Consider the following 25,813-nt stretch of genomic DNA (forward strand, 5'->3'; position numbering starts at 1 on the left):
AACGACAAGATCATGGGAGACACCCAAAATGGGAATTGCTGATGCTTTGCAAGGAGTTTGAAAAGAGAGGAATCCGGGAAATAGGGGGATAAATAGATTGAATCACCTTGGGAAATAAGCTATGAAGCCTAGGATATAATCGTCGACCCCATGGGATTTGGATTCTTTTTCCCGGTATTTCAATGGAAAAGAGGGGTTGAGGTGCAAAATCATAATGGAGGCCGTTTGAAATGGAAATGAAGGATTTTGTGAAAGCAGCTATCAAGAATGTCAGCAAGAAATTGGCTGATGGATCTCTAGATAAGCACGAAGAAGGCTACAACGATTCTGAAGAAATGCTCTTGGACTGGATATGGATTGAACTGAAGGAAGAATCTCCGGACAAGGACGCCGTCATCAATATGGATCTCGACGACCTTTACGAGGTCATAGAGGGTTCGGCGGACATGATTGAAGATTATCACATCATCCTTGAGTCCATCAAAGCTGAAGCCAGTTGATGGAAAAGATTTTCAGCGGCAAACCGGAGCGCCCTCATACGGGCGCTTTTTTTGTTAGAAGGGACAAGAAATAGAAAATGAAACCTGTCAAACTCCATCCGGGAAGAGAGAGGCGCATTCTTCAAGGGCACCGTTGGATCTTCAGCAATGAAATTTCGAACAGCCTTTCGGATTTCGAACCGGGAAGCTGGGTTGAGATCTTTTCACACAAAGGTGTTCCTCTCGGCACGGGATACATCAATCCACGTTCTTTGATTGCGGTCCGGCTGGTATGCCCTGCGGGGCAAAAACCTTCACGAGACTACTTTCACAGCCTTCTCCGGAAGGCGATAGCCCGCCGCGCCGAGTTTTTATATCCCGATTCCCAGTGCTATCGTGCTGTCTATGGGGAATCGGACGGCCTGCCGGGGCTGGTGGTGGACCGATATGGAGACATGGTGGTCTACCAGATCACGACATTGGGAATGTCCCTCATGGAACCTTTGGTGCAGGAACTTCTGATGGAGATCATGCAGCCGCGGGTTTTGGTCTTTCGTCACGATGCTCAAGTGAGAACCCTCGAAGGGCTTCCCCTGGAAAAAGGCATCGCCTTCGGGGAAATTCCTCCGGAACACTGGGTGGATGTGGATGGAATCGCATTTCAGGTATCCCCGCTGGAAGGGCAAAAAACCGGGCTCTTCCTGGATCAGAGGGATAACCGTCAGGCCCTGCGCCGCTGGGTGAGGGGCAAGAAAGTCCTGGATCTCTTCTGCTACAATGGGGCGTGGAGTCTCTCCGCAGCCTTGGGCGGAGCGGAAGAAGTGGTGGGAGTGGATCAGTCCGCCGATGCCATCGCACAGGCTGCAAACAATGCCCTGCGCAACGGAGTCGAAAGTTCATGCAGGTTTCAAAGGGATGAAGTCTTTCATTTCCTCAAGGGTGCCAACAGGCATGCCTTCGATGTGGTCATCGTGGATCCGCCCGCATTCGTGAAAACCAGGAGTGCCCTGGCGGAAGCCAAAAAGGGATACACGGACCTCAACCGACGGGCCCTCATGGCTCTCAAACCCGGTGGAATCCTGGTCAGTTGCTCCTGTTCTTACCACCTCAATGAAAGCCTCTTCAGGGAAATGCTCCTGCAAGCGGCTCAGGCTGCCGGCCGGCAGCTGCGGCTCCTGGAAGCGAGAGGCCAGGCCATGGACCATCCGGTTCTGCTCTCCATGCCCGAAACTCACTATCTGAAGTGTTATTTCCTCGAAGCTTTCTGACAGGAATAAATCGGGGCGGTAAAAAACCGCCCCGATTTGATGATCCCATATTTTTGCTACGGATGTCTCAATTTTTGGGTTCCGGCGCATTTTAGAGACGTGGCATAAAACTTTCCTCGTCGGTGAATTCTGAAATGACCGGTTCCACGTGCATGGATTCCAATTTATTCAAACCATCTACCAGCGCTTTGGCGCTTGCCAGGACAATGTCCGTATCCACGGCGCGCCCGTTGACCAGGCATCCATTTTCCTCCAGGCGGATGGTGACTTCTCCCTGAGCATCCGTGCCGGAAGTCACTGCATTGACTTCATACCGCACCAGGCGAGGGAACCTTTTGACCATCTTGCAAATGGTTTTGAAAGCGGCATCCACGGGTCCGTGGCCGAACCCCGCGTCCTGGACGACCTGACCGTCCACCTCCAGCTGGACCGTGGCATTGGGAACGGAAATGGAACCGGCAGTCACATTGAGATAAAGGAGTCTATAGCGCACCTGTTCCAGAGCCGCTCTTTCCCCCAGGAGCAGTTCAAGGTCTGCATCGTAAACGAGTTCCTTCTTGGCAGCCAAGTCCAGGAAAGCTTCATAGCATTCTTCGAGCTTTGGCTCTTCCATTTCATAGCCGAGCTCTGCAGCCCGGGTCTTGAAGACCGCAAGGCTGGTTTCCGAGTTCAGAAGGTCGCCCACATTCTGAATGCCCAGATCTTGCGGATTGATGATTTCAAAAGGAGGCTTTTCCGTGGAATCCGCCAGCTGAGGGACAATGGATTCATAAACAAACACATTGGCTCCAATTACCGGCTTATGAGGCTGGATGGTGATACCGGTCAGGCGCCTCAGCAGGCGGCATGTGGGATAGATCTGGTCCAGTTGAATATTGGTTTGAGCGTTGAAATGAGCGGAATGCGTACGCAAGGCTACCACTATCTCTTCCAGAGGCGCGTTTCCTGCGCGTTCACCTATTCCATTTACCGTACACTGAACCTGTTTCGCCCCCTCGGTGACAGCCGTGAGAGAATTGGCTACGGCAAGTCCCAAATCGTTGTGGCAGTGGATGCTGAAAACGACTTCGTTGAAATGCTCCACTTCTTTGCGCAGGCGTCCGAAAAGATTACTGACACCGGCAGGAACGGCACATCCGATGGTATCGGCCAGATTGATCGTAGTGGCACCGGCTTCAATGGCGGCCTTTACCAACCGCACTACCTCGTCGGGATTCGCCCGAAAAGCGTCCACCAGCGAGAATTCCACATCGGATGTAAATCCTTTGGCTTTCTCGACAGCGGCAACAGCCAGTTCAAGGGCCTGTTCCGCGCTTTTTTTCAGGAAGTGTTCCCGGTATTCCCGCGATGCGGGCACAAAGGTATGAATCCTCGCGCGCGGAGCATCTTTGACGGCACTCCAGGCAATATCGAAATCTCTCGAATTGGTGGCCCGGGCCAGCACCGTCAGCACCGGTCCCTCTATCTCCTTGGCTATCCGTTCCGCAACCGTGTACTGTTCTTCCGAAGCTGCGGGAAATCCGATATCGAGAACATCCACCTGCAGACGCGCAAGCTGCTTGGCAATTCGAAGCTTTTCTTCGACCGTTAAAATGGTCCCCGGTGATTTTATGCCGTCGCGCAGTGTGGTATCATAAATAAGAACCTGCCCCATTGGCTCCTCCTCATCTCTTAGGAACAATCAGCTTTCCGGCCTGGATTTTCTGACGCCTTTTCTTTCGTGATAGTTGCAGGCAAAAAGGGTCTTGTCAACTTTTTTCAAAAAAAAAGCATAAGGTTAAAGGAGTCAAGGAGTCAACGTTGCATCACTGCATTTCTCCACGGATCCATGTCAGGTCCTCCGGATCGAAGACATAGTGCTCTCGGCAGAACTCACAGGTAACTTCGATCTTCTGCCGATCGGCAAGCAGGGATTCGACCCCCTTCTTCCCCAGGGAAAAAAGCGCCCTTTCGACCCTCTCCCTGCTGCAGGAGCATCGGAAGGCAATAGCGCGCTTTTCCAGCGTATGGTAGGGGATGCCCTCGAAAAGAAGCGCGAGCAAATCCTCAGGGGTCTTCCCGCTCCGCAGAAGTTCGGTGATGGATGGCAGCTTGCCGATCTGTTTGATCAGCTTATCCACAATCTCTTCATTCGAAGGGGGAAGGGATTGAATCAGAAAACCGCCCGCAGCAGAGACTCTTCCATCCGGTTCCAGGTAGACCCCCAACCCCACCGCCGATGGAATCTGTTCCGATTCGATGAAGTAAAACGCAAGGTCTTCGGCGATTTCGCTCGTGTAAAGCTGCACCGTTCCTTTATAAGGTTCTTTCATCCTCAGATCTTTGGTCACCGTGAGAAAGCCTGACCGTCCGAGGCCGTTTGCCACATCGAGTTTCCCATCCTTTAAAGGAAGATCGGCTTTGGGTTCCCCTACATAGCCACGGACCACCCCGTTGCTTTCAGCTTCGACGATGATTTTTTTGAGAGGGCCGTTCCCTTCGAATTTGAGGGCCACCGTCTGCCCCGTCTTCAGGAGAGCCCCCATCAGGGCCCCGCCTCCCAGGGCGCGCCCCAGAGCGACAGTGGCCAGAGGATACGTGTCGTGGCGCAGGCAGACTTCATTCACCAGATTGGTCGTGACACAGGCCAGAGCCCTTACATTTGCTTCCTCGGAAATGACCCTCACCAGGTAATCCATTTGAGACATTCTCCTCATCCTCAATGATTGGTTTTCGATGCGCCCTGCTTCAACGCAGTCCCACACACCTTCCCGCTTCAGTCGGAGGTGTGAGCTTTTCAGCATGAGAATTGCCGAACGTTTTGCTTGTCTCCATAACCTTATCGGGATAATAAAATATAAAATCAAGATCTGGAAAAGGATTCGAACGATTGGATGCGTTGCAGGAACAAGGAGTCAGGATTTATGCCCATCTACGAATACCGTTGCAAGCACTGCGGGAAGAAAAATGAATTCATCACCTTTCGCGTCTCCGAACCCGTTCAGGAAGTCTGTAAGTTCTGCGGCAGTGAGGGCATCCACCGAATTCCATCCCGGGTGAGAGTACGCATGTCCGAAGAAACCCGGCTGGAGCGTCTGGCGGATCCCTCCCGGCTGGGAAGCCTGGATGAAAACGATCCCAAAAGCATGGCCAAATGGATGAAGGCCATGGGGCGGGAAATGGGAGACGACCTGGGCGAAGATATGGACGTAGACGCCATGGTCGAAGAAGCCATGGAAGAAGAATCCAAAGGCGGCATCGATGCAGGAGGAAGCGCAGCCGATGACAATTTCTGATGGCGGAAAAAGGCCCGCCCCTCCCTCCGCAGGCCTTCCCCATTTCACTCACTGGCATGTGGACATGGCATGCCGCAATGTTCCTCTGGTGGATCACCTGGCGGGGGAAGCCCTCATATCCAATGAAGAAGCCCTGGACCTCATCGACTTCGGGTCGGTCCAGGTCGACGGTCGACAGGAAAGAAATCCCACACGGCGACTCAAGGGAAACGAGGAAATCCGCCTCTATTGGCCGTGGAACGGGGTGCACCGCTTTTATGAAATCGATCCTGGCCGCATCCTGTATCGGGATCGCTATCTTCTGGCCTACGACAAGGAACCGGGAGTCCCCAGCCAGCAGACTCCGGCCGACGGCTACAACAACCTCTTCGCCGCGCTCTTCCGCCATTTCGAAAGGAAAGATGCCTTGAGCCCCTATGTCGCTCTCCACCATCGCCTCGATCAGGAAACGAGCGGCGTCATGGTCTTCGCCCTGGACCGGTCGGCCAACCGCAGCTTGGGAGAAGCCTTTGAACATCGCAAGGTGGAGAAGGACTATCTGGCGTGGGTAAAAGGAAAGCCTTCAGAAGCCCGCTGGATTTCAAACGAGGATATCGGACGGAAGGGGGGGCGATACTGCGTCTTCCCCAGGGGACACGGAAAACATGCCGAAACCGCTTTTCAAGTCATCCACGCGGAGGCGGATCACACGCTTCTTCGCGCCCGCCCTCTCACGGGCCGCACTCATCAAATACGGCTCCATCTGGCAGCTGCAGGCCATCCCATTCTGGGGGACCGTCTCTACGGAGGCCCTCCGTCCAAAAGGCTTTATCTCCACGCTTACCGGCTGACTCTCCCTCACCCCATCACGAAATCGGAACTGGTTCTGACGGCTCCCGTGCCTTCGGACTGGCCTCCCCCTCACTCGATAACCATTCCAGCTGAACCAGGCACCTGAGTTCATCCAGTTCCGCCGCCATGCCCTCGGTCAGCTCGACCGTCCGGATCAGAAGGTCCCGCATGGCGGCCCGTCCTTTTCCCTCCACTTCGCTTTGCTTGAGAATACCGACAAAATCCAGTTCCGTCATTTCCGCCCGCAATCGAAATTCTTCCAGCAGAAAGCGGGTCATCTCATCCAGAAGCCGGTGGAGATATCGAAATTTGAAGCTCTTGTGGTACTCTTGAAACGCATGCAGGAGTTCCGATTTGGTTTCCGACTTCACCAGGCTGACGGCTTCCTGAATGGTTTCACTTTCCTGAGGCCTCCATTGGAGAAGGTCTCTTTGCTTTCCCATGCGTGACTTGATGCCCGTGAGGAAGCGGGTGAAGCACCCCAGTCCGAACTTCATGAGGAGCACACCGGGCCCGAGGGCTTCCTGATCCATGAAGGGACTGAAGGTGGGAGGGATGATCATTTCCATGGAAGGCCATTGACAGTGGCGAAGGTCCCCCGGAGCCCGCAGATCGATCTGGAACTGAGCCATTTCACGCCGGTAGTCTTCCAGAGCGCTCCCGAACAAAGCCCAGAAGGATTGGGAAGACTCGGAAAGCCTGTCATGGAGGAAGGCTTCCTGCTCCTTAGCAAATTCAATCACCCGTACATTCACCTTTTCCACCAAATACCGTGAAATGGACTGCCTGAATTCGCGATAAAAGTGATAAAGTTTATGCAAAAATTGGCGGTAATCGGTCAGTTCCCGATAATATTTTTCACTGATGGGATAATGTTCCACCATATCCAGAGTTTCCCCCACCAGAAGCCCCTCTTTCAGGTGAAAATACCCATCCGCAGCCTGATCCAGTTCCTGCTTGACGGAATCCTGAAGCCCTGCAATGGCGTTTTCGAGAGTCCTCAGAGTTCCCTGCAGCGCTTTCTGCTTCGTTTTCAACTGGCCGGTGAACTCTTTGAGGCTGCCCAGATTTTCATCAATGAATCGCTTTTGGGCTCGAGCCGTATCCAGTATGCCGGCGGCGACCATGCTGAGGCGGCTCAGACCGCTTCCCAGTAGAATGCGTGTTCTCTGACTGACAATCCTTCGGCGCATCTCTTCGCGAAAAGCCGCAAAGTCGCCTTCCGTGCAGCGGGCAAGGGCCGCATCCTCCTTCCAGAACTCGAGACGGCGCCCCTCGCGTTCGGGAAGTTCTTCATGCAGCTGGTCGATCAGGTGATAGAGCCCCGAAAAGGCGAAAAGAGCCGGCCGGGGAACCACCCAGGAGAGCTCGCTTCGGACCCGATTCACAAGAGCGTTCAAATCCTCCACATGAGGGTGTGCATCGAGATCCACATTCAAAATGAAAAAGGTCTGAGGAAACATGCGAAGGGTTTTGATGAAATCCAGGAGCTTGAAATCGGCTTCCCTGAGCCCCGTGCGGCTGCTGATCACATAAAGAATGAACTGGCTTTTCAAAAGATACCGCTGAAGCAATTCGAAATGAAGAGAGTTGGGAGAGTCGCTCCCCTGGCAGTCGGCGATTTCCACCCTCTGCCCCAGCCAGGGTACAGGGTAGTGCAATTCCATGTCCCGAACGTAAACGGCCTGCCCTTCCCGCCCGACATAATGCCGGTGCCGTCCTATGGAATCTTCATCCAAAACGAGGCGGCGGACATCCTCGTCCATCTCGTCCCTGAGCTGAAAGTATCCTTCAAGATATCCCTTCAGCAGGATGAAATGGGGGTCGAGCCGCCCAAGGTTCTGCTGCCACTCTATCTGAGCTCTGTCAAGGAAAGCTTTGAGCCGCTCGCGGTCCTCGGCGCACCGAATGTCCAGGGCGTCGCTTTCCGACATCTCTTCCTGGTACAGAGGGAACATGCGAAGGCTTGCATTGAGCTCTTTTTGAATCTGTGCCCATGGTTTGAGCTCCACCCAGCCGCCGACCCGCCCGTTGGTCTGAATGCGGGTAATGAACGCCGTGATGATTCCTGCTCCCCGCATCAAGAGATCCCTTCCAAGAAGCGTATTGATAAGGGTGCTCTTGCCCGATTTGACAGCCCCTACCACCGCAATGCGCACCAGGGAATCCTGCAGGGAAGTTTTTACCTGGTCCAAAGACTCCGACCAGCGCGAAAGCACGCCTCTTTTCGCCAACCCCGACAACTCCAATTCGCGGACGGCGCCTTCAAGCATCTCCACTCGCTGCTGGATTTTTCCTTTGAATTGCAGATATTCGTTCATGGCTCTCCGTCGTAGTACGGGCGTGATTATGCGTATTCTTTCCCTAAATCATCAGATTTTTTCACCTTATCCGGAAACATTCCCAAAAATCAAGGCAAAGCATCCAAAATACATTTTGGCATACTTCAGGAGATGCCCGCCACAACGTTTTGAATCCATTCCATGATCTCTTCCACATCGTGAACATGAAACCAGCGGAACTCCGGATCTCCCCGGAACCAGGTCATCTGCCGTTTGGCGTAACGGCGGGTCTCGCGTTGAATCTGTTCGACGGCCTCCTCCAGTGTGCCTTCGCCCAGAAGATGCCGCACCAGTTGTTTGTAGCCGAGCGACTGCATGGGCCTGAGTTCGGGCCCGAAGCCCATCTCCATGAGATGTCGTACTTCGTCCAGGAATCCCTCTTCCATCATCATGAGGACGCGTTCGTTGATGCGTTTGTAAATCTCATCGCGTTCACGGTACAAAAAAACCTTAATGCTCGGATAGATGGTTTCCTGAAACCCATGCTGCTCCTGCCGGCTCGAAAGGGGAATTCCCGTTATGCGATAAACTTCCAGGGCGCGCAGAACACGCTGACGGTCATGGGGATGAATTTTCCGTCCAAGAACGGGGTCCACTCGAAGCAGCTCCGCATGCATCTCCGCAAGTCCCCGCTCTTTCTCCTCCCGTTTCAATGCCTCACGTATGTCGGGATTTCCGGGTGTTGCAGGGCAGATACCCCGAGTGAGGATTTTCAGGTAGAGCCCGGTTCCCCCCACAACCAGGGGGATTTTGCCGCGGGCATGCAAGCCATCCACAACGGGAGCGGCCAGTTCCAAGTACCGGGCGGCATCGAAAGCCTCATCCGGATCCACGACATCCAGAAGGTGGTGCGGCACCAATGCCCGCTCCTCCCGGGTCGGTTTGGCCGTTCCTATATTCATATAGCGGTAGATCTGCATGGAATCGGCGTTCACGATTTCCGTTCCCAGACGCCTGGCAAGTTCCATGGAAAGGAACGTTTTTCCCACAGCCGTAGGACCGGCCAATAAAATGATGGGAAGGGATTCCCTGTGTTGAATCATGTTTTTTTCCTGATTTTCTTTCTGCAACCTACTTTCATGTTCGATGGAAAAGCCGGGCAATTTCGTCAAGGGTAAGTTTGAACCAGAGGGGACGACCGTGGGGACATGTGGCAGAGATACGTGTCCGGTCAAGGGTTTCCAGCAAATGGTGTATCTCTTCCGTCCTGAGTTTCTGGCCGGCGCGTATGGCTCCGTGACAGGAGGCCGTTTTGGCCAAACCGGCAAGGAGGTCCCATCGCGGCGCATCTTCATCCTCGTGAGCCGTTTCCAGCAGTTCCCGAATGAGGACATCCGGAGAATGATTGCTGAGAATGGCGGGAACCGTGTGAATGACGAAACTGTTGCCTCCGAAGGATTCGATTTCAAAACCGATCTCCCTCAAGGAGGGAATCCACCGTTTCAGCATGAGGGCCTCTTTGGGAAGAAGCTCCAGGACCACGGATTGCATGAGCCGCTGGCCCGCCTCTTGAGGTCCATCCGCACAGAGCCGGTCGTAGATCACCCTTTCATGAGCGGCGTGCTGGTCCACCAGGATCAATCCGTCGGAGGATTCCAGGAGGATATAGGAATTGGCCAGTTGTCCGAGAACGGGCAGCCGGGAAAAAAACATTTCCCCGCCGGAAGCGGATTCTTCGGGGAAAGCATCGGGTTCGGAATCCTCCAATGGCGAAAGCATGTGTGCTGCAGGCGGAGCCATATCCGGAAAGGCCTTCACCTGCACGGGACTGGATGAAGATTCCCGTTCGATTTGCCTGAGCAGAAGATCTTCCAGAGAGACTTGAGTTTCCCTGAGGCAATAGCTCCTTTGGGGCAACGGCTGCTCATGGGAACTCAAAGGGCGTTGCGGAGCGTCAAGGCTACCTCGGCGTCCGGAATCCAGCAGCCCTTTCAGAAGAGCGTTGCGTACGGTTTCCAGAATCTCACCGGGGTTTCGAAAGCGCACTTCCCTCTTGGTGGGATGGACATTGACATCCACAAGATCCGGCTGAATCTCCATGAAAAGAACCACCATGGGAAACTTGCCCTTGGGGAGCATGGAATCATAAGCCCCCAGGATGGCCCGGTTGACCGTGCGATCCCAAACGGGCCTTCCATTCACGTAGACAAACAGGGAATGACCGCTGGCCCGCTGAACATCCGGAGGGCTCACAAGCCCTTCGAGGCGAATGGATGGGGTTTGCACCGAGAAGGGTTTCAGCTTTTTGATCTTATCGAACCCTAGGACCTGTCCGGCTCTCTGGATCAAATCCCCGGCCCTAGGAAAATCGTATTGAAGCCGCTCCTGGTGAGTGAGCTGAAAATGGATCTCCGGGTGAGCCATGGCGAGGCGGAGGAACTGGTCCCCGATATGAGCCATTTCCGTCTCCACGGATCTCAGGAATTTGCGGCGGGCGGGAATATTGTAGAAGAGGTCTCTCACCGTGATCATCGTTCCGGGTGGGCACCCCGTCTCGCGAATATCCCTCAAAATGCCGCTTTCCACTCGAATGAGCCTCCCGGACAGGGCGTCGGCTTCCCGTGTGGTGAGTTCAAAGCGGCTGACCGCAGCGATGCTGGGGAGGGCTTCTCCGCGAAACCCCAGTGAATGGATGGCCTGCAAATCATCCAGTGTCTTGATTTTGCTGGTAGCGTGGCGTTCCAGGGCCAGCAGAGCATCGTCGGGGTCCATCCCCACGCCGTTGTCCACCACCCGGATCTCCTTTCGCCCTCCCTGAAGGAGGTTCAAAGATATCTTCCGGCTTCCGGCATCGATACTGTTTTCCACCAGTTCCTTGACGACGGCGGCGGGTCTTTCCACCACTTCCCCCGCAGCAATCTGATTGCAGAGGGTATCCGGCAAGATCGTTATTCTACTCATTGAGTTCTCACTTTACTTTTCATTCTTCTAATCTGTTGACAGATTTAGATGGTTCCAGTATGCAATTTCATTGAATCGTTAGAAGGGGTCAATCCCCAAACATCTCCCATGTCTTACAGCATCAAGATAGGATAGTTAAAAGGGCGAGTCCATATGCGTTTCAGTCCTTACCAGTCTCTTGTCAGTCTTCTCAGCAACATTTTAGAGGCCTACACTACCGCTTTTTTTGTCGTCGATCCTCAAAAACGTCTCCTCAACCTGGTAGCCGTCGAAACTCTGAGCAGGTATCTTTCTCCGGGCCTTAGCCTTCCCCTGGATCAAAGCGGCATCATTTCCCAAGTGCAGAAGGCGAACCAGAGAATTCGTATCGATAAACTGCAGGAGTCAACACAGTCCATCTCTACGACATTGCCCTTTTATCGTGAGGGAGAGGGACACATCAAGGGGCTCCTCGCCGTCCCCGTGGGTGATGGTGCGGGAGTGCTCTACGTGGACACCAAATACGGGTGGGGCTTCAACGATAAGCAGCAGAAATGGATTCTGGAATTTGCTGCCGTTCTTCAGGAGTTGCTGGTTCAGCAGGAAAGAGTCGCACAGCAGATAGAATATTCGCGCATTGCCGAATTCTGGCAGCGTATGGATCAGGCGGCATTCAAGGGAGCAGCCTTTGAAGACTATTGCCAGATGGTCATCAATGAATGCTCGCAGCTTCTCGGGACCGAATACGGCTTTCTGGCGCTGCAGGAACGGGGAGAAGATCGATACCACTTATTCGCTGTCACATCCAATGTCCCGCGCAATTTCATCCATCAGCATTTTCTGCTGAAGCAAGGACTGATCGGACACATATTCCAGACACGGAAACCTCTCCTGATTTCCCGGTTGAACCCTCATGCCCCGGAGCATTTTCTCTTTTCCTCAGGAGAAGGTCTTCCCCACCATGGAACCCTATGGGGACTTCCCGCCCCCATGTCTCTGGGACAGACCGTCGTACTGGCATTTCTCTCCAGAGAAACCATAGAGTGGAGCGCAGATTGCCGGAAGGCTATAACACATATGCTGCATTTCTTTCAATTGCTGCTGGAGCAATATTATTTCAAAGAAGAATGCAGACAGCTCCAAACTTACGACCTTTCCACGGGCGTCTTGAATGTCCTGGCTTTCGAAACCAGACTGGATTCCGCGGTCACCAGTTCCATGCAAAAAAGCAATCCGTTTACTCTGGCTCTCTTTCAGTTCGAACCCTGGCAAAACCTTTTCACGACATTTCCACCCAAACAGGTGCGTCAGTGGCAGATGGAACTGGCCGTAGGGCTTTGCGGTGAACTCGCACCCAACATTCTCGTGGGGCAAATCGCGGAAAATCGATTCGCTTTTCTCTTTCCGGAAATGACGGTCCAGGAAGCCAAGCGTCCTATTTCCCGCTTGATGGATTTCGGACAGCAGTTTTTTTCGGGGAAGCTCCGAGGAACCCGCATACGCCCCCATATCGCCTGGGTGGGCTTTCCCCAGGATGGCTCCAACAGTGAACAATTATGGTCCCTGATTTATCAACGTCTTCTTGCAAGCTTGAATCCCGGTATTGAAAACATCTCCTCATAATAAAATATTTGACCGGATGACACATTGCCTATAGACTTTGCGGTCATAAGGCAACTCGTGAATGGAACGGCAGAAAAAAGGGTCACACATGTTTAATCGACTACTTGCATATTTTTCCAAAGATCTCGCGATGGATCTCGGTACTGCCAACACTCTGATTTACTTGCGCGGGAAAGGTGTGGTTCTCAATGAACCCTCCGTAGTGGCCATCAATCAAGATACTCACCAGGTCATCGCCGTCGGGCACGATGCGCGCAATATCATCGGTCGTCATGGACAGCGCATCGTAACCATCCGTCCTCTCAAAGACGGGGTCATCGCGGATTTTGAAGTCACCAGTGTGATGATCAAGTACTTTCTCTCCAAAGTCCTGAACCGAAGACAGTTCATTCGCCCAAGGCTGGTAGTAGCCGTTCCAACGGGGATCACTTCTGTGGAAAAGCGCGCCGTCATTGAGGCGGCGGAACAGGCGGGCGCCCGCCACATTCATCTCGTCGAAGAACCCATGGCGGCGGCCATCGGCGCTGGACTGCCCATTGATCAACCCTTCGGCAATATGATCGTGGATATCGGTGGAGGAACAACCGAAGTGGCGGTCATTTCCATGTTTGCAGTGGCGTACAGCGAGTCGGTGCGGGTGGCCGGAGATGAAGCCAACGAAGCCATATTGCGATATATTCAGCGGGAACGCCAGATGGTGATCAGTGAAGTTCTGGCGGAAAATATAAAGATGAAAATCGGCACGGCCGCCCCTCTACCTCAACCCGAAACCATGGATATAACGGGTAAAGAAATTCTCACAGGCATCCCCAAGACCTTCACCATAACCGATGAAGAAATCCGCGAAGCCATCAAAGAACCCATCATGACCATAGTGGAAGCCGTAAAGAGGGCCCTGGAGAAAACACCTCCCGATCTGGCCGGGGATATTCATGAAAGAGGGTTCTGGCTGGCCGGTGGTGGAGCCCTCATCCGGGGACTCGATCAGCTGCTGCACGAAAGCACCAGCCTCAAAGTCAACATTTCCGATGACCCTCTCACCGCCGTAGCCCGTGGAGCAGGCAGCGTCATCGAACACGTCGACTTCTTTCGGCAGGTCTTCATCAACTGACCCCTCAGGGACTCCAATGGACCCGCTGCAAAACATGTAAGGCCATCCCTGCGGGCGGAAGATGCCTCCATCCCCTGCAAGCCATCATCCTGGACAGCAGCAACCATTCACCGCCCTCAGCATTGCGCAGATATCGCAGAAAGGGAAAAAAAGCACCCGGTTCCTGAGCTTTCCTTATCCTCTGCGCTCTTTGGGTCCTCTGTAGTGAACGGTTACGAAAAGCAGAAGGACGATCCACCCTCTAAGACTCGGAGGGGTCGTCCTTTCGTCCACCCTTGATCACTCGAATCCGATGCCGCCTCTGTTGATGGAACCACTCTTTCAGCCTGTTCTGGCCGGCTTTCTTTTCTTCTTCCAGCGCTTCCAGGTACCGCTTGCGCTTCTCTTCCTGAAGGGCGTCCTGGGCCTTGATTTCTTCGCGGGCCCGTTTGAGCCGTTGATAAGCGAGAAACGAAGACCAGAACTTCCGGTTCAGGGGGGTTCCATAGATTTCCTCCAGCTCAACCTTCACATCCTCCGCATTTTCATCGACCAGGAATCCTTCCAAATCAAACAGTTCGTCATCCTGGAGATAGTAGGGCGAATTTTCCCATTCTTCGATGGCCCTGGAAAGCTTGGTAAAAAGTTGCTGACGTCCGGTTCCTTCGTGCTCGGCCACCTTTTCGCTCCTTTTCGCCGGGGCAAATCACTTTGACATTGACACTTCAATCTTTGTTTCCATATTCTATATACGCGCAATTATGATTGAAACAAAAAAATGAGGAGGGGACAATGTATGTTGGCTGGAGCATGAAAACGAACCTGATCACCATATCGCCCGACACATCCATATTCAAAGCACGAGAGATGATGACCACGCACAGGATTTCTCATCTTCCAGTCACGGATGGAAAGGCGCACCTTCTGGGAATCGTGACGGACCGGGACTTGAAACAGGCATGGGCCTCACCGGCTACGACCCTGAGTGTTCATGAACTCACTTACGTGCTGCAAAAACTCACTGCAGCAAATGTCATGACCAAAGATGTCATCACGGGAACACCCGACATGACCATCGAGCGTGCTGCGCGCATCATGTTCGACAACAAAATCGGTGCCCTGCCCATCGTAAAGGATGACAGGCTCGTCGGACTCATCACCACAAGCGATCTGACGGAAATCCTCCTGACTGCCCTGGGCATGAGCGATGACAGCAAAAGACTCTCCCTGCTGGTCAAAGACCGCATCGGCGTTCTGGCCGAAGTCGGCAAGCATATGGCGGAAGCGCACATCAATATCCGCAGCGTGTTGTTTGTTCCCCTGCGCGGTCATGCGGACTACTGGCAGCTGATTTTGCGCGTCAATCAGACCAACTTTCAAAGTGCCGTACAAGTCCTCAAGGAGGCGGGCTTCAAGGTGGTCGTGGATTATGTCGAAGACCCTACCCCTTACCTGGAAACCTGATTCCGCTCTTTAAGATTTTTATAACATTCTTAAACACTTAACTTAGATTATTTCGAGAATGCTCGTTCATCTGATTTCGTGGGGTAAGGCCTGATATGTATCTTCCAGGCTCCCCACTTTTTTTCGCTCAACTTTTCCATACGACGGAATATGGCCATGGGTGAAGTCATCGATCTGACTCGTAAAGCTCCCAAAGAGGGTAATCTCATCACCGCCCGCCCACTGGAATTTCGCCGCGGAGACTGGCACGGTGGGTACGCCTTGATGTGTACACGGGCGGAATCAACCCGATATGAAGCCCACAGGCTGGAAGCTTTCCGCGCCCATGGACACAGGCATATCGCATTCGTTCCGAATCACTTTACATTGGATGGAGGCTACCACTACACGGTTCTGGGCCTCTTTCGCTACCGAGACGATGAAGTGATGATGCGCCGCGTCTATCGCCTGGCGGGCATGATGGAGTGCGTGACGGGCGCCTCATCTCCCATCCTCCGCACGGACCTTCTGAGGCGTTTCTACAAAACCATCCTGGAAGAACGTGAAGCGCTCAACGTTGTGTGGCGAGGAAATGTGGTGCACTTTCTCCTCCCCCTGCATACGGAACTGCACAACCCTAATCTCCTTCGCCATAAAATCGCCAATGCGGAATCCCTCAAAGCTCTCTACAACGAGATCGAATCGGAAACAGATGCACAATTCGACATTCTCTCCCAATCCTATGTCTTTTACCTGCCGGAAAGTTTTCTGCCGCCAAACCTCAAATCTCAGGGGAACTGAACCTTCGCGGGATCGAAGAGGGTGAGAATCCATACGCCGCCTCAAAAGAGCCGCACCCAAAGTCTTTCAACATTGTTTTGTAACATCATATGAGGAGGGGAGTCTCCATGAAAAAAAGGATGTTCATCGGCATAGATATAGGCGGCACCAATATGCGGGCGGCCTTGATAGACAAGCAGGGCAAAATCCTGCAATTGAACAAGATCCCTACCGATAATGCAGCGGGAGCCGAAAATGCCAGCAAACGACTCGTGGAGACATGCCGGTCGCTGGTGCAAAAATCCCCGGAATGGGGAGGAAATGTTGTGGGTATCGGCATGGGCGTAGCCGGTAAAATCAATGCTAAGGAAGGCCTGGTCGTTTTCTCTCCCAATATTCCCTGTATGCGGAACTATCCTCTGGGGATCGAACTGGAAGAGGGGCTGAGTATTCCCGTAGTCATGGAAAACGATGCCAACGTTTTCGGCATCGGAGAAAACTGGATCGGTGCGGGGCACGCTCTCGACAACTGGGTCGGTCTCACGCTGGGGACAGGGGTGGGAGGATGCCTGATTCTGGAAGGCCGCCTGTGGGAGGGGGATCACCTGGGATTTGCAGCAGAACTCGGCCATATCATCGTACAGCCCGGGGGGCCGCTCTGTAACTGCGGATTGCGAGGCTGCCTGGAAGCCCACGCATCCGGCAGGGCCCTCATGCAGGGAGTCGAAGAAGCCGTAGAACAGGGGGCATTGAGCAACGGCCCACTCTTCGAAAAATGGCAACGGAATGCGCTGAATCCAAAAGTCATTTACGAGTGTGCACTACAGGAAGACCCCACCGCCCTGAAACTCTTCAACCGCATGGGATGGGCTTTGGGGCTGGCTATTGCCAATCTTTTCACTGCCCTGGGGATCCGTCACGCCATCATAGGAGGAGGGGTCAGCGCATCATGGGACCTTTTCGTCGGTCCCCTGCGCGAAAGCCTTGCAAATCACTCCAGCTTCCTCTCGCCCGAAGAAATGGTGATTCTCAGGAGCTCATTGCAGGATGATGCGGCCCTGGTGGGTGCGGCAAAACTCGCTATGGACCTGACGGTTTGATCGTTGCCGGGCAGAGGGGCTTTCTCCCTATTTTCTATCCGCCTATGGAGAACATGGGACGGCTGATGCATTTGCGGAGGACATCTCCGAGAGCGTGCCTTTCAGGCTTTCGAGCAATAGCCTGACGCATGTGCTGGATGATGTCCTCGTCCAACGCCCCCTGGCGGAGAAGAGAGAGCAGGTCCGTTTCCTCGGATGCGAAGAGGCAGGTACGGAGCTTTCCGTCGGACGTCACCCGCAGCCGATTGCAGCTGGAGCAAAAATGATGGCTGATGGGGCTGATGATTCCCACTTTCCCCAGTGCTCCCGGAAACCGGTAATGCAAGGCCGGGCCGTTGCTGTTGATGCTTTGAGCGGGAAGAAGGGGAGCGACCTTCGACAGGCGGTCGAGAATTTCGTCCGATGAAAGAAACTTCCGGCACTGTTCATCGGGGCGAAAGGGCATGAACTCTATGAATCGCACGTGAAAAGGATAGCGGAAAGTCAAACGGGCCAAGTCTTCGATTTCATCGTCATTCACTCCCCGCATCACTACCGTGTTCAGTTTGATAGGAGCAAATCCAGCCTTTTGGGCCGCTTCGATGCCCTCCCAGACCTCGTGAAAAAGGTTCCGCCGCGTGATCATTTCAAACTTGGCGGGATTCAACGTATCCAGGCTGATATTGATGCGTTTGATGCCCACCCGGAAAAGGCTGTCGGCAAATTGCGAAAGCAGCACACCGTTGGTGGTGAGGCTCAGGCTCTTCAGCCCGGGTATCTTCGCGACATTCTCACAAAGATAGAGGACGTCTTTTCGTACCAGGGGCTCGCCCCCCGTGATGCGGATCTTTGAAATTCCCATGTGCACGGCGATGCGCGCGATGCGCATGATTTCTTCGTACCTCAGAATTCCATCGTGATCCAGCTTCGGGATCCCTCCCGCGGGCATGCAGTAGAGACAACGCAGGTTGCAGCGGTCCGTGATGGAAAGCCTGAGGTAATCTATCCTGCGATGGTAGGAATCAGTGGGAGGCTGGAACATGGATCGATCCTTTTCATGGTGGGACATTCCAATGATTGTCAGACAGAGGCCTGTCGGCAAGTTACTTTTTAAAACCGAACCAAACGGCTTTGTTTGGCATAACGAACAACATTACCTATCCACCAGGATTAATCAAGTGGCAAGGGCTCAAATCTTGGCTGTTTCGTCCGAACCCGAGTCCGAGGCACAGGCCGGCGGCCCATTCGATGTAAGAGATCCGCCCCCCATGATCCGTTCCCTGAGGAGGGTGTAGCGCTGCTGCATCTTGTTGTTGCGAACCGCGATTGCCAGAGCTTTCTTGCTCCCGACAATGACAACGAGTTTCCTGGCCCGCGTGATGGCGGTATAGAGCAAGTTGCGCTGCAGCATGAGATAATGCTGTGTCAGGAGGGGAAAGACCACTGCGGGATATTCGCTTCCCTGAGCCTTGTGGACGCTCACGGCGTAGGCCAGCACCAGTTCGTCCAGTTCCGAGAAGTCGTAGGGAACGGACCGTCCGTCGATTTCCACCTGCACTTCCTGGTTTTCCATGTCGATTTTCTGAATCCGTCCCAGGTCGCCATTGAAGACATCCTTGTCGTAGTTATTGCGAATCTGCATCACCTTGTCGTGGAGGCGAAAGATCCTCCCCCCCCTCTCGATGGAAATCTTCTGGGGATTCAACGCCTCCTGCAAGACAGTGTTCAAACGCTGCGCTCCGATGATTCCCTTGTGCATGGGGCTCAGCACCTGGACACTCTCGACGGGGTCCAGACCGAAACGGGCGGGAATACGCTCCTTACACAACTTCAAAATAATCCTGGAGACTTCTTCGGGATCTTCCTTTTCGATGAAATAGAAATCCTGGAGGTCCTCCGAATCCCTTTGAAGTCGCGGAAACTTCCCCTGCTGTATGAGGTGGGCATTCGTCACGATGCTGCTCTTTTGAGCCTGCCGAAAGATTTCCGTGAGTCTCACGACGGGAAATCTTTCGGAGGCGATGATGTCCCGGAGAACATTCCCGGGGCCCACAGAGGGAAGCTGATCCACATCGCCCACCAGAACGAGGGTGGCATCGCTTGGAACCGCCTTGAGCAGGTAATGCATGAGAAGCGTATCCAACATGGAGCTCTCATCCACGATGATCAGGTCGGCGGAAAGGGGCTTCTGTTCGTTTCGCTGAAAACCTCCCAGCTGAGGACTGAATTCAAGAAGCCTGTGCAGCGTGCCGGCTGGATAGCGGGTGGACTCGTTCAGCCTCTTGGCCGCCCGCCCCGTAGGAGCTGCAAGGCAAACGTGCCCGCCAAGTTTCCGGTAAATGGCCAGGATAGCCTGAATGAGCGTGGTTTTTCCCGTTCCGGGTCCCCCAGTGATCACTACGACTTTTTCCGTCAGAGCTTTCTTTACGGCTTCTTCCTGCAACGGCGCCAGTTTGAAGGGCAGCTTATCACGCAGCCAGTCAATGGCGGCCTCGGGGTCGACTTTGCGCTGCAAAGGCTTAAAAGCCTGAAGGTAGAGAAGGCGCTGAGCGATCTGGCATTCAGCGATGTGGTATCCACGAAGGTAAATGGCTGCATCGGATTCAAAAGACGGGCTGAGTCCCCGTGGGATATTTTCTTTCACCAACCGGCCTTCGGACACAAGACGGAGGACGGCTTCTTCCAGAACGGGGGAAGGAATTTCCAGAAGTTCTCGGGATTTTTCCATAAGCCACAATGACGGGACACACACATGTCCCTCATCAGTCGCCTCCTGAAGCACATAGAGAATGCCTGCTTCCGCCCGCAGGGGGGAATCCACGGAAAAACCCAGGTTCCGAGCGACCTTATCGGCCGTTATGAATCCTATTCCGGATACATCCATGGCCAGGCGATAGGGATTTTCCTGAACTTTTTCCAGGGACGATTTGCCGTAGTGCTTGAAGATCCGCGCGGCAAAAGCCGCACTGACTCCGTGACTGCGCAGGAAAACCATGAGGTCCCGAATGTCTTTTTGATCCTCCCACGCCTTTCGTATCTGCTCCAGGCGGTAGGAGCCTATCCCTTCCACCTCTGCCAGTTTTTGCGGCTCCGCATCGATCACCTCCAGCGTCCGGTCCCCAAAACGGTTTACTATTCGTTTGGCCATGACAGGCCCGATACCCTTGATCAAGCCGGACCCAAGATATTTACGGATGCCTTCCACTGTGGCCGGAGCGGCGGTTTCGTAGCGTTCCACCTTGAACTGTTCACCAAACCGGGCATGGAAGCTCCAATCCCCTTCCATTCGCAGCACTTCACCGGGATTGACCGAAACGAAGTTTCCCACCACCGACACCAGATCCTTGCGCATCGGCATCCGGACTTTGATCACGGAATACCCGTTCTCTTCATTGCAGTAGGTGACCCGCTCAACCGTTCCCTGTATGATTTCAGTCATCTTTCCTTCCAAATATGTGTGTATCCGCCAACCTTTCATCATCGCGCAGGCTGCCGGACTTCTGCCGAAATACAACAAACATTTTAGCATCTTCAGCCAGCGACGCGCACTCTATTATATTTTGACAATCCCAAAGCGCGTGTTAATATCTATTTAAAGCTTATCCAAAAGCTTCCTCCGTTCGTACTTCGATACTCAGCACGAGCGGGGTTGAGGCCAGTGTTTTAGGGGATAGGCTCTGAATGTGACAATGTCGAATTGAGGCCATGAAACGGGTTTTTTAGTCGGCATGAGTGCGCTCTGCGGCATAAACCTCCCCTTGAATAAACCGGTTCGGGTTTGTGAAAGGCGCTTGAAGTTCTCAACCTCCATCTTGAGCAGAGAAAGGCAGCCCGATGTCTCTTTATATAAAGACTGAAGATTATCAAGAGTATGGCATCAGCAAATATTCTGACCTTGAAGTGATAAGAGCCGTGGTGCAAAAGGAGCTCAACATGGAGAAGGTCTTCGTATCTTTCGTCAATAAACACGAATACATACGAGTGGATTTCCTGAAACCCCGGCCAACGCGTCGATCCAAGAAACGTCGATATTTCAAGAAAGCCTCAGAAAACAGCCAGCAGGCCTGAAAGAGGGCGCGTCCGAAGTGTCCTCTTTCATTGAGTACCCCTTCAAGCCATCCCCTCATCCCGATTCAATTTCTGCACTCTTTTCCCTCCCCTTTTCAGGAGGAATTCCATAGGAATTCCAAAATATTCTCCGTGCCCTCCGTGTCTCTGTGGTGAATAACGGGATATCGGAATCCGCCAATCCCTTCAGCATTATTCCCGGATCCTCTTGTGCAGAATGGATAAATTTTATCCAGGACCTCTAAATAAATGCACCATCTGAGTAATTTTTATCCATCTACAGGGATCAAGAAAGCAAAATTCAACAAAAAACGGAAGCCAAAGAAACAAATATTATTATTAATCATAATAAGTTACAACCAGCAAGCTTCTCACTGGCATGCTTTCTGCCTAAGTATACCTACAAGCGGGAATACAAAGCAAAAAACCGTGGAAGTTTACTCGATAATTCAATCGATGACACATCAGACAAAGGAGAAAAATCATGAAGAAGAAATTGTTTTACCTGCTAGGAGTACTTGCATTGACGGCATCTTTGAGCCTGCCCATGGTTTGTTCTGCACAACAGAATACTCCGGCTCCCTCTCAGCAACAGGGTACCTGGGTCTGTCCCCGTACGGGCCAGGTGATGCAGGCGGGTCAAGGAAACCGCTGCGGCCAAAGGGCCAGGAAGCATTACAGAAACGCACAGAATTGCCCGTGGCAGACGACAACTTCCCCGACAAGCACGGATACCCCCGCAGCAAAGCAATGATTTAACCGGATCCGGAAGAGCAGATGTAAGATCTTCTTTTCCGGATCCGAATGCAGCCCGATTGACACTCCGATTCGTCTCTGTTACGCTGGCAACCGATGATGGATCAAACGACAAGAGAATCGAGGAAGGCGCATAAGAATTTCCATATCATGAAAGGTCAAAAGGATGGACCGAGCTATTTTCGATTTGAAGGCCAGTGTTGAAGCAACGTCTCTTTATATCCTCCTCAGCGCCCTTTCCGACCGGGGTCAGTCCCTCAGCCTGAAGGTCGCAAGGCCCCTCTGGAATGGCGCCGAGGAGGATCTAGCCAAGGGTGCGAAAGAGCTCATCCAGAGGGGAGTTCTCAAAGCGACACTCCCTCTCACGGAAGAAACCACCCTTTACATCAACGCCAAAAGTGACTGGCAGTGATTCTACCCGAGAAACCCTTTGATTCTTGTATGTTCATCGGGATTCTTGGGGTTGAGGTAATCCTGAGTCAGTTCCAGGTAGTGTAAAACGCTTCCCCTGTGGAGTTCCCGCTGAGCCTCGGACACCTTCTTTTTCACCTGGGCCGGAGACCCCATGATGATGGATTCGGGGGGCGCCACGAAGCCGGGGGGAAGTACGGAACCGGCGGCTATGATGCATCCCTTTCCTATTTTACAGCCATCCAGAATAATGGCCCCCATACCGATCAGACAATCGTCGTCCACGACACTTCCGTGCAGGATCACTCCATGCCCCACGGTGACGCGATTCCCCACTTCCAGGGGGAATTTCCCTCCAGTGACATGAAGGGTGCAATTATCCTGAATATTGGTTTCCGAGCCAAGACGGATATAATGGACGTCCCCCCGCACGACCGTATTGAACCAGATGCTGCTGCGCTCACCGATCACCACGTCACCGATCACCCATGCGCCGGGAGCGATAAACACCCCCTCTCCTATCGTCGGAAGAATTCCTTTGTAAGGTAGAACACTCGTCATCCTGATTTTCATCCTTTCCCTGAGACATGCCAAAGACGGGCTTCCTCTCAGCAGGCGATCCTTCTGCTAGCGGATTTTCAACCCCAGGAGATCCGCCACGGATTTGGCCGTATATTCCACAAAAGTTTTGAATTCCTCTGGATCCAGGGGTTTTCCCTGCCCTGGACTCGGTACGCTCTCGGGAGGAGAGACCAGCACCGGGGCATTTTGCAGTTCTTTTTTGGGAACCACCTCAAATTCCGGCTCGAAACGGTCTGAAAAATATTTTTCCTGGAATACTGCAAATTTGAGAGCATGCGCCGTAGCATCCAGGACGGCGATACGATCATCCGAAATGATCTTTCCCTGAACCGCTTTACGAATTCCCGCCAGGCATTCCCCTCCCTGAGTACAGGAGATATGGCCATTGCGGTTGGCCATGAGCATGGCATCCATGATTTCCTGTTCGCTCACTTCCAATACCTGGACTGCATCCTCCCCGGCCAGCTCCCGGTACTGCTCCACGAGCTTCACCACCCGCGGCATGGATACGGGATTTCCTATCATGGCGGCCTGGGCCACACTGGGGCGGACCGTCACCGGACGGAATTGCCGCTTTTGGGGCTGCGCCTCGAGATAATAGAGGTAGACGGGATTGGCGTGTTCCGATTGAACCCCAATGATGGTTGGGAGCGAAGCAATGATTCCCAGGTCAAAGAGCTTCAGAAACCCTTGTAAAACAGCCGTTATGTTGCCGGCATTCCCAATGGGAACCACCACGACCAGGTTGCCCACTTCGTAATCGAACGCCTGGGCGATTTCGTAGCTGTAGGATTCCTGCCCCAGAATGCGCCAGGCATTCTTGGAATTCATGAGAGCAACGGAAAAATTTTCAGAGAGGTATTCGACAATCTTCATGCAGTCGTCAAAAACACCCGGAATTTCTATGACCTTCGCTCCACTTCCCAGAGGTTGCCCCAATTGCTGGGGGGTCACCTTTCCATGAGGCAAAAGCACCGCAGACTTCACTCCATCTACAAGATAGGAGGCATAAAGAGCGGCGGCGGCGGAGGTATCCCCCGTCGAGGCGCAGATGGCCAGGACATCCGACATGCCGCGATTTCGAATCAGATAATTGAGATAACTGAAGGCGCTTGCCATTCCCCTGTCTTTAAAAGAGGCGCTGGGGTTTTGTCCGTCGTTTTTATAATGAAAAGGAATCCCCACCCATTGCACCAGGCGTTGGTTGGCGGCCACAACGGGAGTATGTCCTTCGCCGAGGCAAATGATGGAATCGAGGGGCATCATGGAACCGATCAGTTCATGGTAGCGATAGATACCTCGAAGTGCGGGAAGGGTCGACATGCTTCGATAGTCGAAAATCTTTCTCCACATGGAACCGGGGATGGCCTTGAGGCGTTCCCATTCCCTGTCTTTTATCATTAGAACACTTTTACATTCGGGACACGTATAGAGAAGCTTCTCGATTCCATATTCTCCTTTACACCCGGAACACTCGTAGATGTATTTTCCACTGGGTGTCGGCACCAGATAAGGCTGCATCTCCAATGGAAACTGCTCTGTTTTCATGGGTTATAACTCCCGTTGCTCTTGCAATTTTCATCAAGTGGTACTGAATCCCACATTCCATTTTCACTTTCATCGTCTGTTTACGGAGTACATCGGTCCAATATTCCATATCAGGCACTCAAGATCAATGTCGCAATCCCCGTCATCAAAATTTTCGTCCGGATTGTTGCAAAAAAAATACACATCCCGATTTTTTGTTTCTTTTATACAACACTTACCGGAGCATTTCATACCATCTGCGGCTTGACCTTCCAATGAAATTTCTGTAAAAGAGCTTTGAAAAACAGCTGCTTCCGGCAAAAAGAAAAAGAGTTTCTAAAAACACAGCTGTTGGCACAATCAGTGCTTCACCTGCCTGACCGAGGAGGAAAAGGGGCGTGAATTATAAATTTTGCAGACAACGCACTACCGAACGCGAGGTGCGGTGTAAGGGGATAGGTTTGCATTCCGGCGCAAAGGTTTCCATGAAATTGAAACCTGCGCCTGCAAACTACGGGGTCAGATTTCGCAGAGTGGACATGTCCGGTTCCCCGACCATCATCGCACACTATCACCATGTAGTGGATACCATGCTGGCTACCCGCATCGGGTTCAACGGCGTCACGGTTTCCACTGTTGAACATCTGATGGCCGCATTGCTGGGAAGTGGCGTAGATAATGTGCTGGTTGAGCTGGACGGACCGGAAGTTCCCATATTCGACGGCAGTGCCGCTCATTATCTTGACCTCGTCCAGGAAGCCGGAACGAGGGAGCAGGGGGTTCCCTGCCAGTATCTCAAAATCGAGAGGCCGTTTTACGTGCAGGAAGGGGATTCCTATATAAAGGCAGTCCCTTCGGAGCATCTCCGTGTCCGCTACACCATCGATTTCCCTCATCGCCTGGTGGGCCGCCAGGAGTATTCCTGGGACTTCGATACCGACACCTTCCGCAAGGACATCGCCAGGGCCAGAACTTTCGGCTTCCTCAAGGACGTCCAAAAGCTTCAAAGCATGGGGCTGGCTCAAGGGGGTTCTCTTGACAATGCCGTCGTTTTCGACGACTACAGGATTCTGAATCGGGACGGCTTCCGCTATTCCAACGAATGTGTTCGGCACAAGATCCTGGATTTTGTGGGCGATCTGGCTCTGACGGGAATGCGCATGGTCGGCAATTTTGAGGTGCATAAGGCGGGGCATGCCCTGCACAATCGCTTTCTGAAGCAGCTCATGACCAAGCCCGGATATTTCACAGTCCTGACCCCCGCAGCCATTCCCACTTGTTTTTTTCCATCCGCTGCAATTCCGACCTTCCTGGATCCCTTGCAGCAGGTGGTCAAACCTCTCTAACTTGACATTGTCGGATTTCATCTGAACCACGGA

Annotated in this window: 23 protein-coding genes; 13 read left to right on the top strand and 10 right to left on the bottom strand. The window is 53.0% G+C overall.

Features of this window, described 5'->3' with window-relative positions; all coding sequences use genetic code 11:
• Nucleotides 1-230: 230 nt before the first annotated feature.
• Together QMG16_RS11810 and QMG16_RS11815 are read left to right on the top strand one after the other, a co-directional pair.
• The gene (locus QMG16_RS11810; protein WP_281794431.1) at nt 231-500 is read left to right on the top strand and encodes a hypothetical protein; all 270 of its coding nucleotides are present in this window, start codon (nt 231-233) and stop codon (nt 498-500) included.
• Nucleotides 501-577: 77 nt separating this feature from the next.
• Nucleotides 578-1,747 (top strand): class I SAM-dependent rRNA methyltransferase, encoded by a 1,170-nt coding sequence (locus QMG16_RS11815; protein WP_281794433.1) that lies wholly within the window; start codon nt 578-580, stop codon nt 1,745-1,747.
• A gap of 91 nt (nt 1,748-1,838) precedes the next feature.
• Here QMG16_RS11815 and QMG16_RS11820 read toward each other — a convergent pair whose 3' ends face one another.
• On the bottom strand, nt 1,839-3,401 hold the full coding sequence (locus QMG16_RS11820) for a 2-isopropylmalate synthase (RefSeq protein ID WP_281794435.1): 1,563 nt from the start codon (nt 3,399-3,401) through the stop codon (nt 1,839-1,841).
• Nucleotides 3,402-3,552: 151 nt separating this feature from the next.
• Entirely contained in the window at nt 3,553-4,434 is an 882-nt protein-coding gene (gene hslO, locus QMG16_RS11825; RefSeq protein ID WP_281794437.1) for an Hsp33 family molecular chaperone HslO, read from the bottom strand.
• A gap of 216 nt (nt 4,435-4,650) precedes the next feature.
• Here hslO and QMG16_RS11830 point away from each other — a divergent pair, with 216 nt between their 5' ends.
• A complete protein-coding gene (locus tag QMG16_RS11830; protein ID WP_281794438.1) occupies nt 4,651-5,022 on the top strand; it encodes an FmdB family zinc ribbon protein in 372 nt (123 codons plus the stop codon).
• A complete protein-coding gene (locus tag QMG16_RS11835; protein WP_281794439.1) occupies nt 5,009-5,959 on the top strand; it encodes an RluA family pseudouridine synthase in 951 nt (316 codons plus the stop codon). The genes QMG16_RS11830 and QMG16_RS11835 overlap by 14 nt, the downstream gene beginning before the upstream one ends.
• On the opposite strand, the gene QMG16_RS11840 is transcribed toward QMG16_RS11835, so the two are convergent.
• From QMG16_RS11840 to mutL, 3 genes are all read right to left on the bottom strand, one after another.
• Entirely contained in the window at nt 5,868-8,174 is a 2,307-nt protein-coding gene (locus QMG16_RS11840) for a dynamin family protein (RefSeq protein WP_281794440.1), read from the bottom strand. The genes QMG16_RS11835 and QMG16_RS11840 overlap by 92 nt on opposite strands.
• Before the next feature lie 125 nt (nt 8,175-8,299).
• Entirely contained in the window at nt 8,300-9,238 is a 939-nt protein-coding gene (gene miaA / locus QMG16_RS11845; protein WP_281794442.1) for a tRNA (adenosine(37)-N6)-dimethylallyltransferase MiaA, read from the bottom strand.
• Between the two features lie 34 nt (nt 9,239-9,272).
• Nucleotides 9,273-11,096 (bottom strand): DNA mismatch repair endonuclease MutL, encoded by a 1,824-nt coding sequence (gene mutL, locus QMG16_RS11850; RefSeq protein ID WP_281794444.1) that lies wholly within the window; start codon nt 11,094-11,096, stop codon nt 9,273-9,275.
• A 153-nt stretch (nt 11,097-11,249) separates the two neighbouring features.
• On the opposite strand from mutL, the gene QMG16_RS11855 reads away from it, so the two are divergent.
• A complete protein-coding gene (locus QMG16_RS11855) occupies nt 11,250-12,698 on the top strand; it encodes a GAF domain-containing protein (RefSeq protein ID WP_281794446.1) in 1,449 nt (482 codons plus the stop codon).
• 88 nt (nt 12,699-12,786) lie between these two features.
• A complete protein-coding gene (locus tag QMG16_RS11860; RefSeq protein WP_281794447.1) occupies nt 12,787-13,809 on the top strand; it encodes a rod shape-determining protein in 1,023 nt (340 codons plus the stop codon).
• 241 nt (nt 13,810-14,050) lie between these two features.
• On the opposite strand, the gene QMG16_RS11865 is transcribed toward QMG16_RS11860, so the two are convergent.
• Nucleotides 14,051-14,467 carry a hypothetical protein gene (locus tag QMG16_RS11865; protein WP_281794449.1) on the bottom strand — a complete coding sequence of 139 codons (417 nt, stop codon included), beginning with the start codon at nt 14,465-14,467 and terminating at the stop codon, nt 14,051-14,053.
• A gap of 113 nt (nt 14,468-14,580) precedes the next feature.
• Here QMG16_RS11865 and QMG16_RS11870 point away from each other — a divergent pair, with 113 nt between their 5' ends.
• From QMG16_RS11870 to QMG16_RS11880, 3 genes are all read left to right on the top strand, one after another.
• Nucleotides 14,581-15,252: a CBS and ACT domain-containing protein gene (locus QMG16_RS11870; protein WP_281794451.1), complete on the top strand. Its 672-nt coding sequence runs from the start codon at nt 14,581-14,583 to the stop codon at nt 15,250-15,252.
• Nucleotides 15,253-15,408: 156 nt separating this feature from the next.
• On the top strand, nt 15,409-16,032 hold the full coding sequence (locus tag QMG16_RS11875) for a hypothetical protein (protein ID WP_281794453.1): 624 nt from the start codon (nt 15,409-15,411) through the stop codon (nt 16,030-16,032).
• Between the two features lie 107 nt (nt 16,033-16,139).
• Nucleotides 16,140-17,111, top strand: coding sequence for an ROK family protein (locus QMG16_RS11880; protein ID WP_281794454.1), 972 nt, complete (start codon nt 16,140-16,142; stop codon nt 17,109-17,111).
• 34 nt (nt 17,112-17,145) lie between these two features.
• Here the strand turns inward: QMG16_RS11880 and moaA are convergent, their stop codons facing one another.
• On the bottom strand, nt 17,146-18,132 hold the full coding sequence (gene moaA / locus QMG16_RS11885) for a GTP 3',8-cyclase MoaA (RefSeq protein ID WP_281794455.1): 987 nt from the start codon (nt 18,130-18,132) through the stop codon (nt 17,146-17,148).
• A 147-nt stretch (nt 18,133-18,279) separates the two neighbouring features.
• Nucleotides 18,280-20,529: an SF1B family DNA helicase RecD2 gene (gene recD2, locus QMG16_RS11890; RefSeq protein WP_281794457.1), complete on the bottom strand. Its 2,250-nt coding sequence runs from the start codon at nt 20,527-20,529 to the stop codon at nt 18,280-18,282.
• Nucleotides 20,530-20,924: 395 nt separating this feature from the next.
• Here recD2 and QMG16_RS11895 point away from each other — a divergent pair, with 395 nt between their 5' ends.
• The 3 genes from QMG16_RS11895 to QMG16_RS11905 all read left to right on the top strand — a co-directional run bounded on the left by QMG16_RS11895 (nt 20,925) and on the right by QMG16_RS11905 (nt 22,326).
• Complete coding sequence (locus QMG16_RS11895; protein WP_281794458.1) at nt 20,925-21,158, top strand: hypothetical protein; 234 nt, start codon at nt 20,925-20,927, stop codon at nt 21,156-21,158.
• A 484-nt stretch (nt 21,159-21,642) separates the two neighbouring features.
• Nucleotides 21,643-21,912: a hypothetical protein gene (locus tag QMG16_RS11900; protein WP_281794460.1), complete on the top strand. Its 270-nt coding sequence runs from the start codon at nt 21,643-21,645 to the stop codon at nt 21,910-21,912.
• Between the two features lie 168 nt (nt 21,913-22,080).
• Entirely contained in the window at nt 22,081-22,326 is a 246-nt protein-coding gene (locus QMG16_RS11905; protein WP_281794462.1) for a hypothetical protein, read from the top strand.
• A 2-nt stretch (nt 22,327-22,328) separates the two neighbouring features.
• Here QMG16_RS11905 and QMG16_RS11910 read toward each other — a convergent pair whose 3' ends face one another.
• Together QMG16_RS11910 and thrC are read right to left on the bottom strand one after the other, a co-directional pair.
• Complete coding sequence (locus QMG16_RS11910) at nt 22,329-22,886, bottom strand: gamma carbonic anhydrase family protein (RefSeq protein ID WP_281794463.1); 558 nt, start codon at nt 22,884-22,886, stop codon at nt 22,329-22,331.
• A gap of 66 nt (nt 22,887-22,952) precedes the next feature.
• Nucleotides 22,953-24,455, bottom strand: a complete 1,503-nt coding sequence (thrC, locus tag QMG16_RS11915) for a threonine synthase (RefSeq protein ID WP_281794465.1) — start codon at nt 24,453-24,455, stop codon at nt 22,953-22,955.
• A 377-nt stretch (nt 24,456-24,832) separates the two neighbouring features.
• On the opposite strand from thrC, the gene lpxC reads away from it, so the two are divergent.
• Nucleotides 24,833-25,780 carry a UDP-3-O-acyl-N-acetylglucosamine deacetylase gene (gene lpxC, locus QMG16_RS11920; RefSeq protein WP_281794467.1) on the top strand — a complete coding sequence of 316 codons (948 nt, stop codon included), beginning with the start codon at nt 24,833-24,835 and terminating at the stop codon, nt 25,778-25,780.
• The last annotated feature ends 33 nt before the right edge of the window (nt 25,781-25,813 follow it).

Source organism: Desulforhabdus amnigena, from assembly GCF_027925305.1.
Classification (GTDB): domain Bacteria; phylum Desulfobacterota; class Syntrophobacteria; order Syntrophobacterales; family Syntrophobacteraceae; genus Desulforhabdus; species Desulforhabdus amnigena.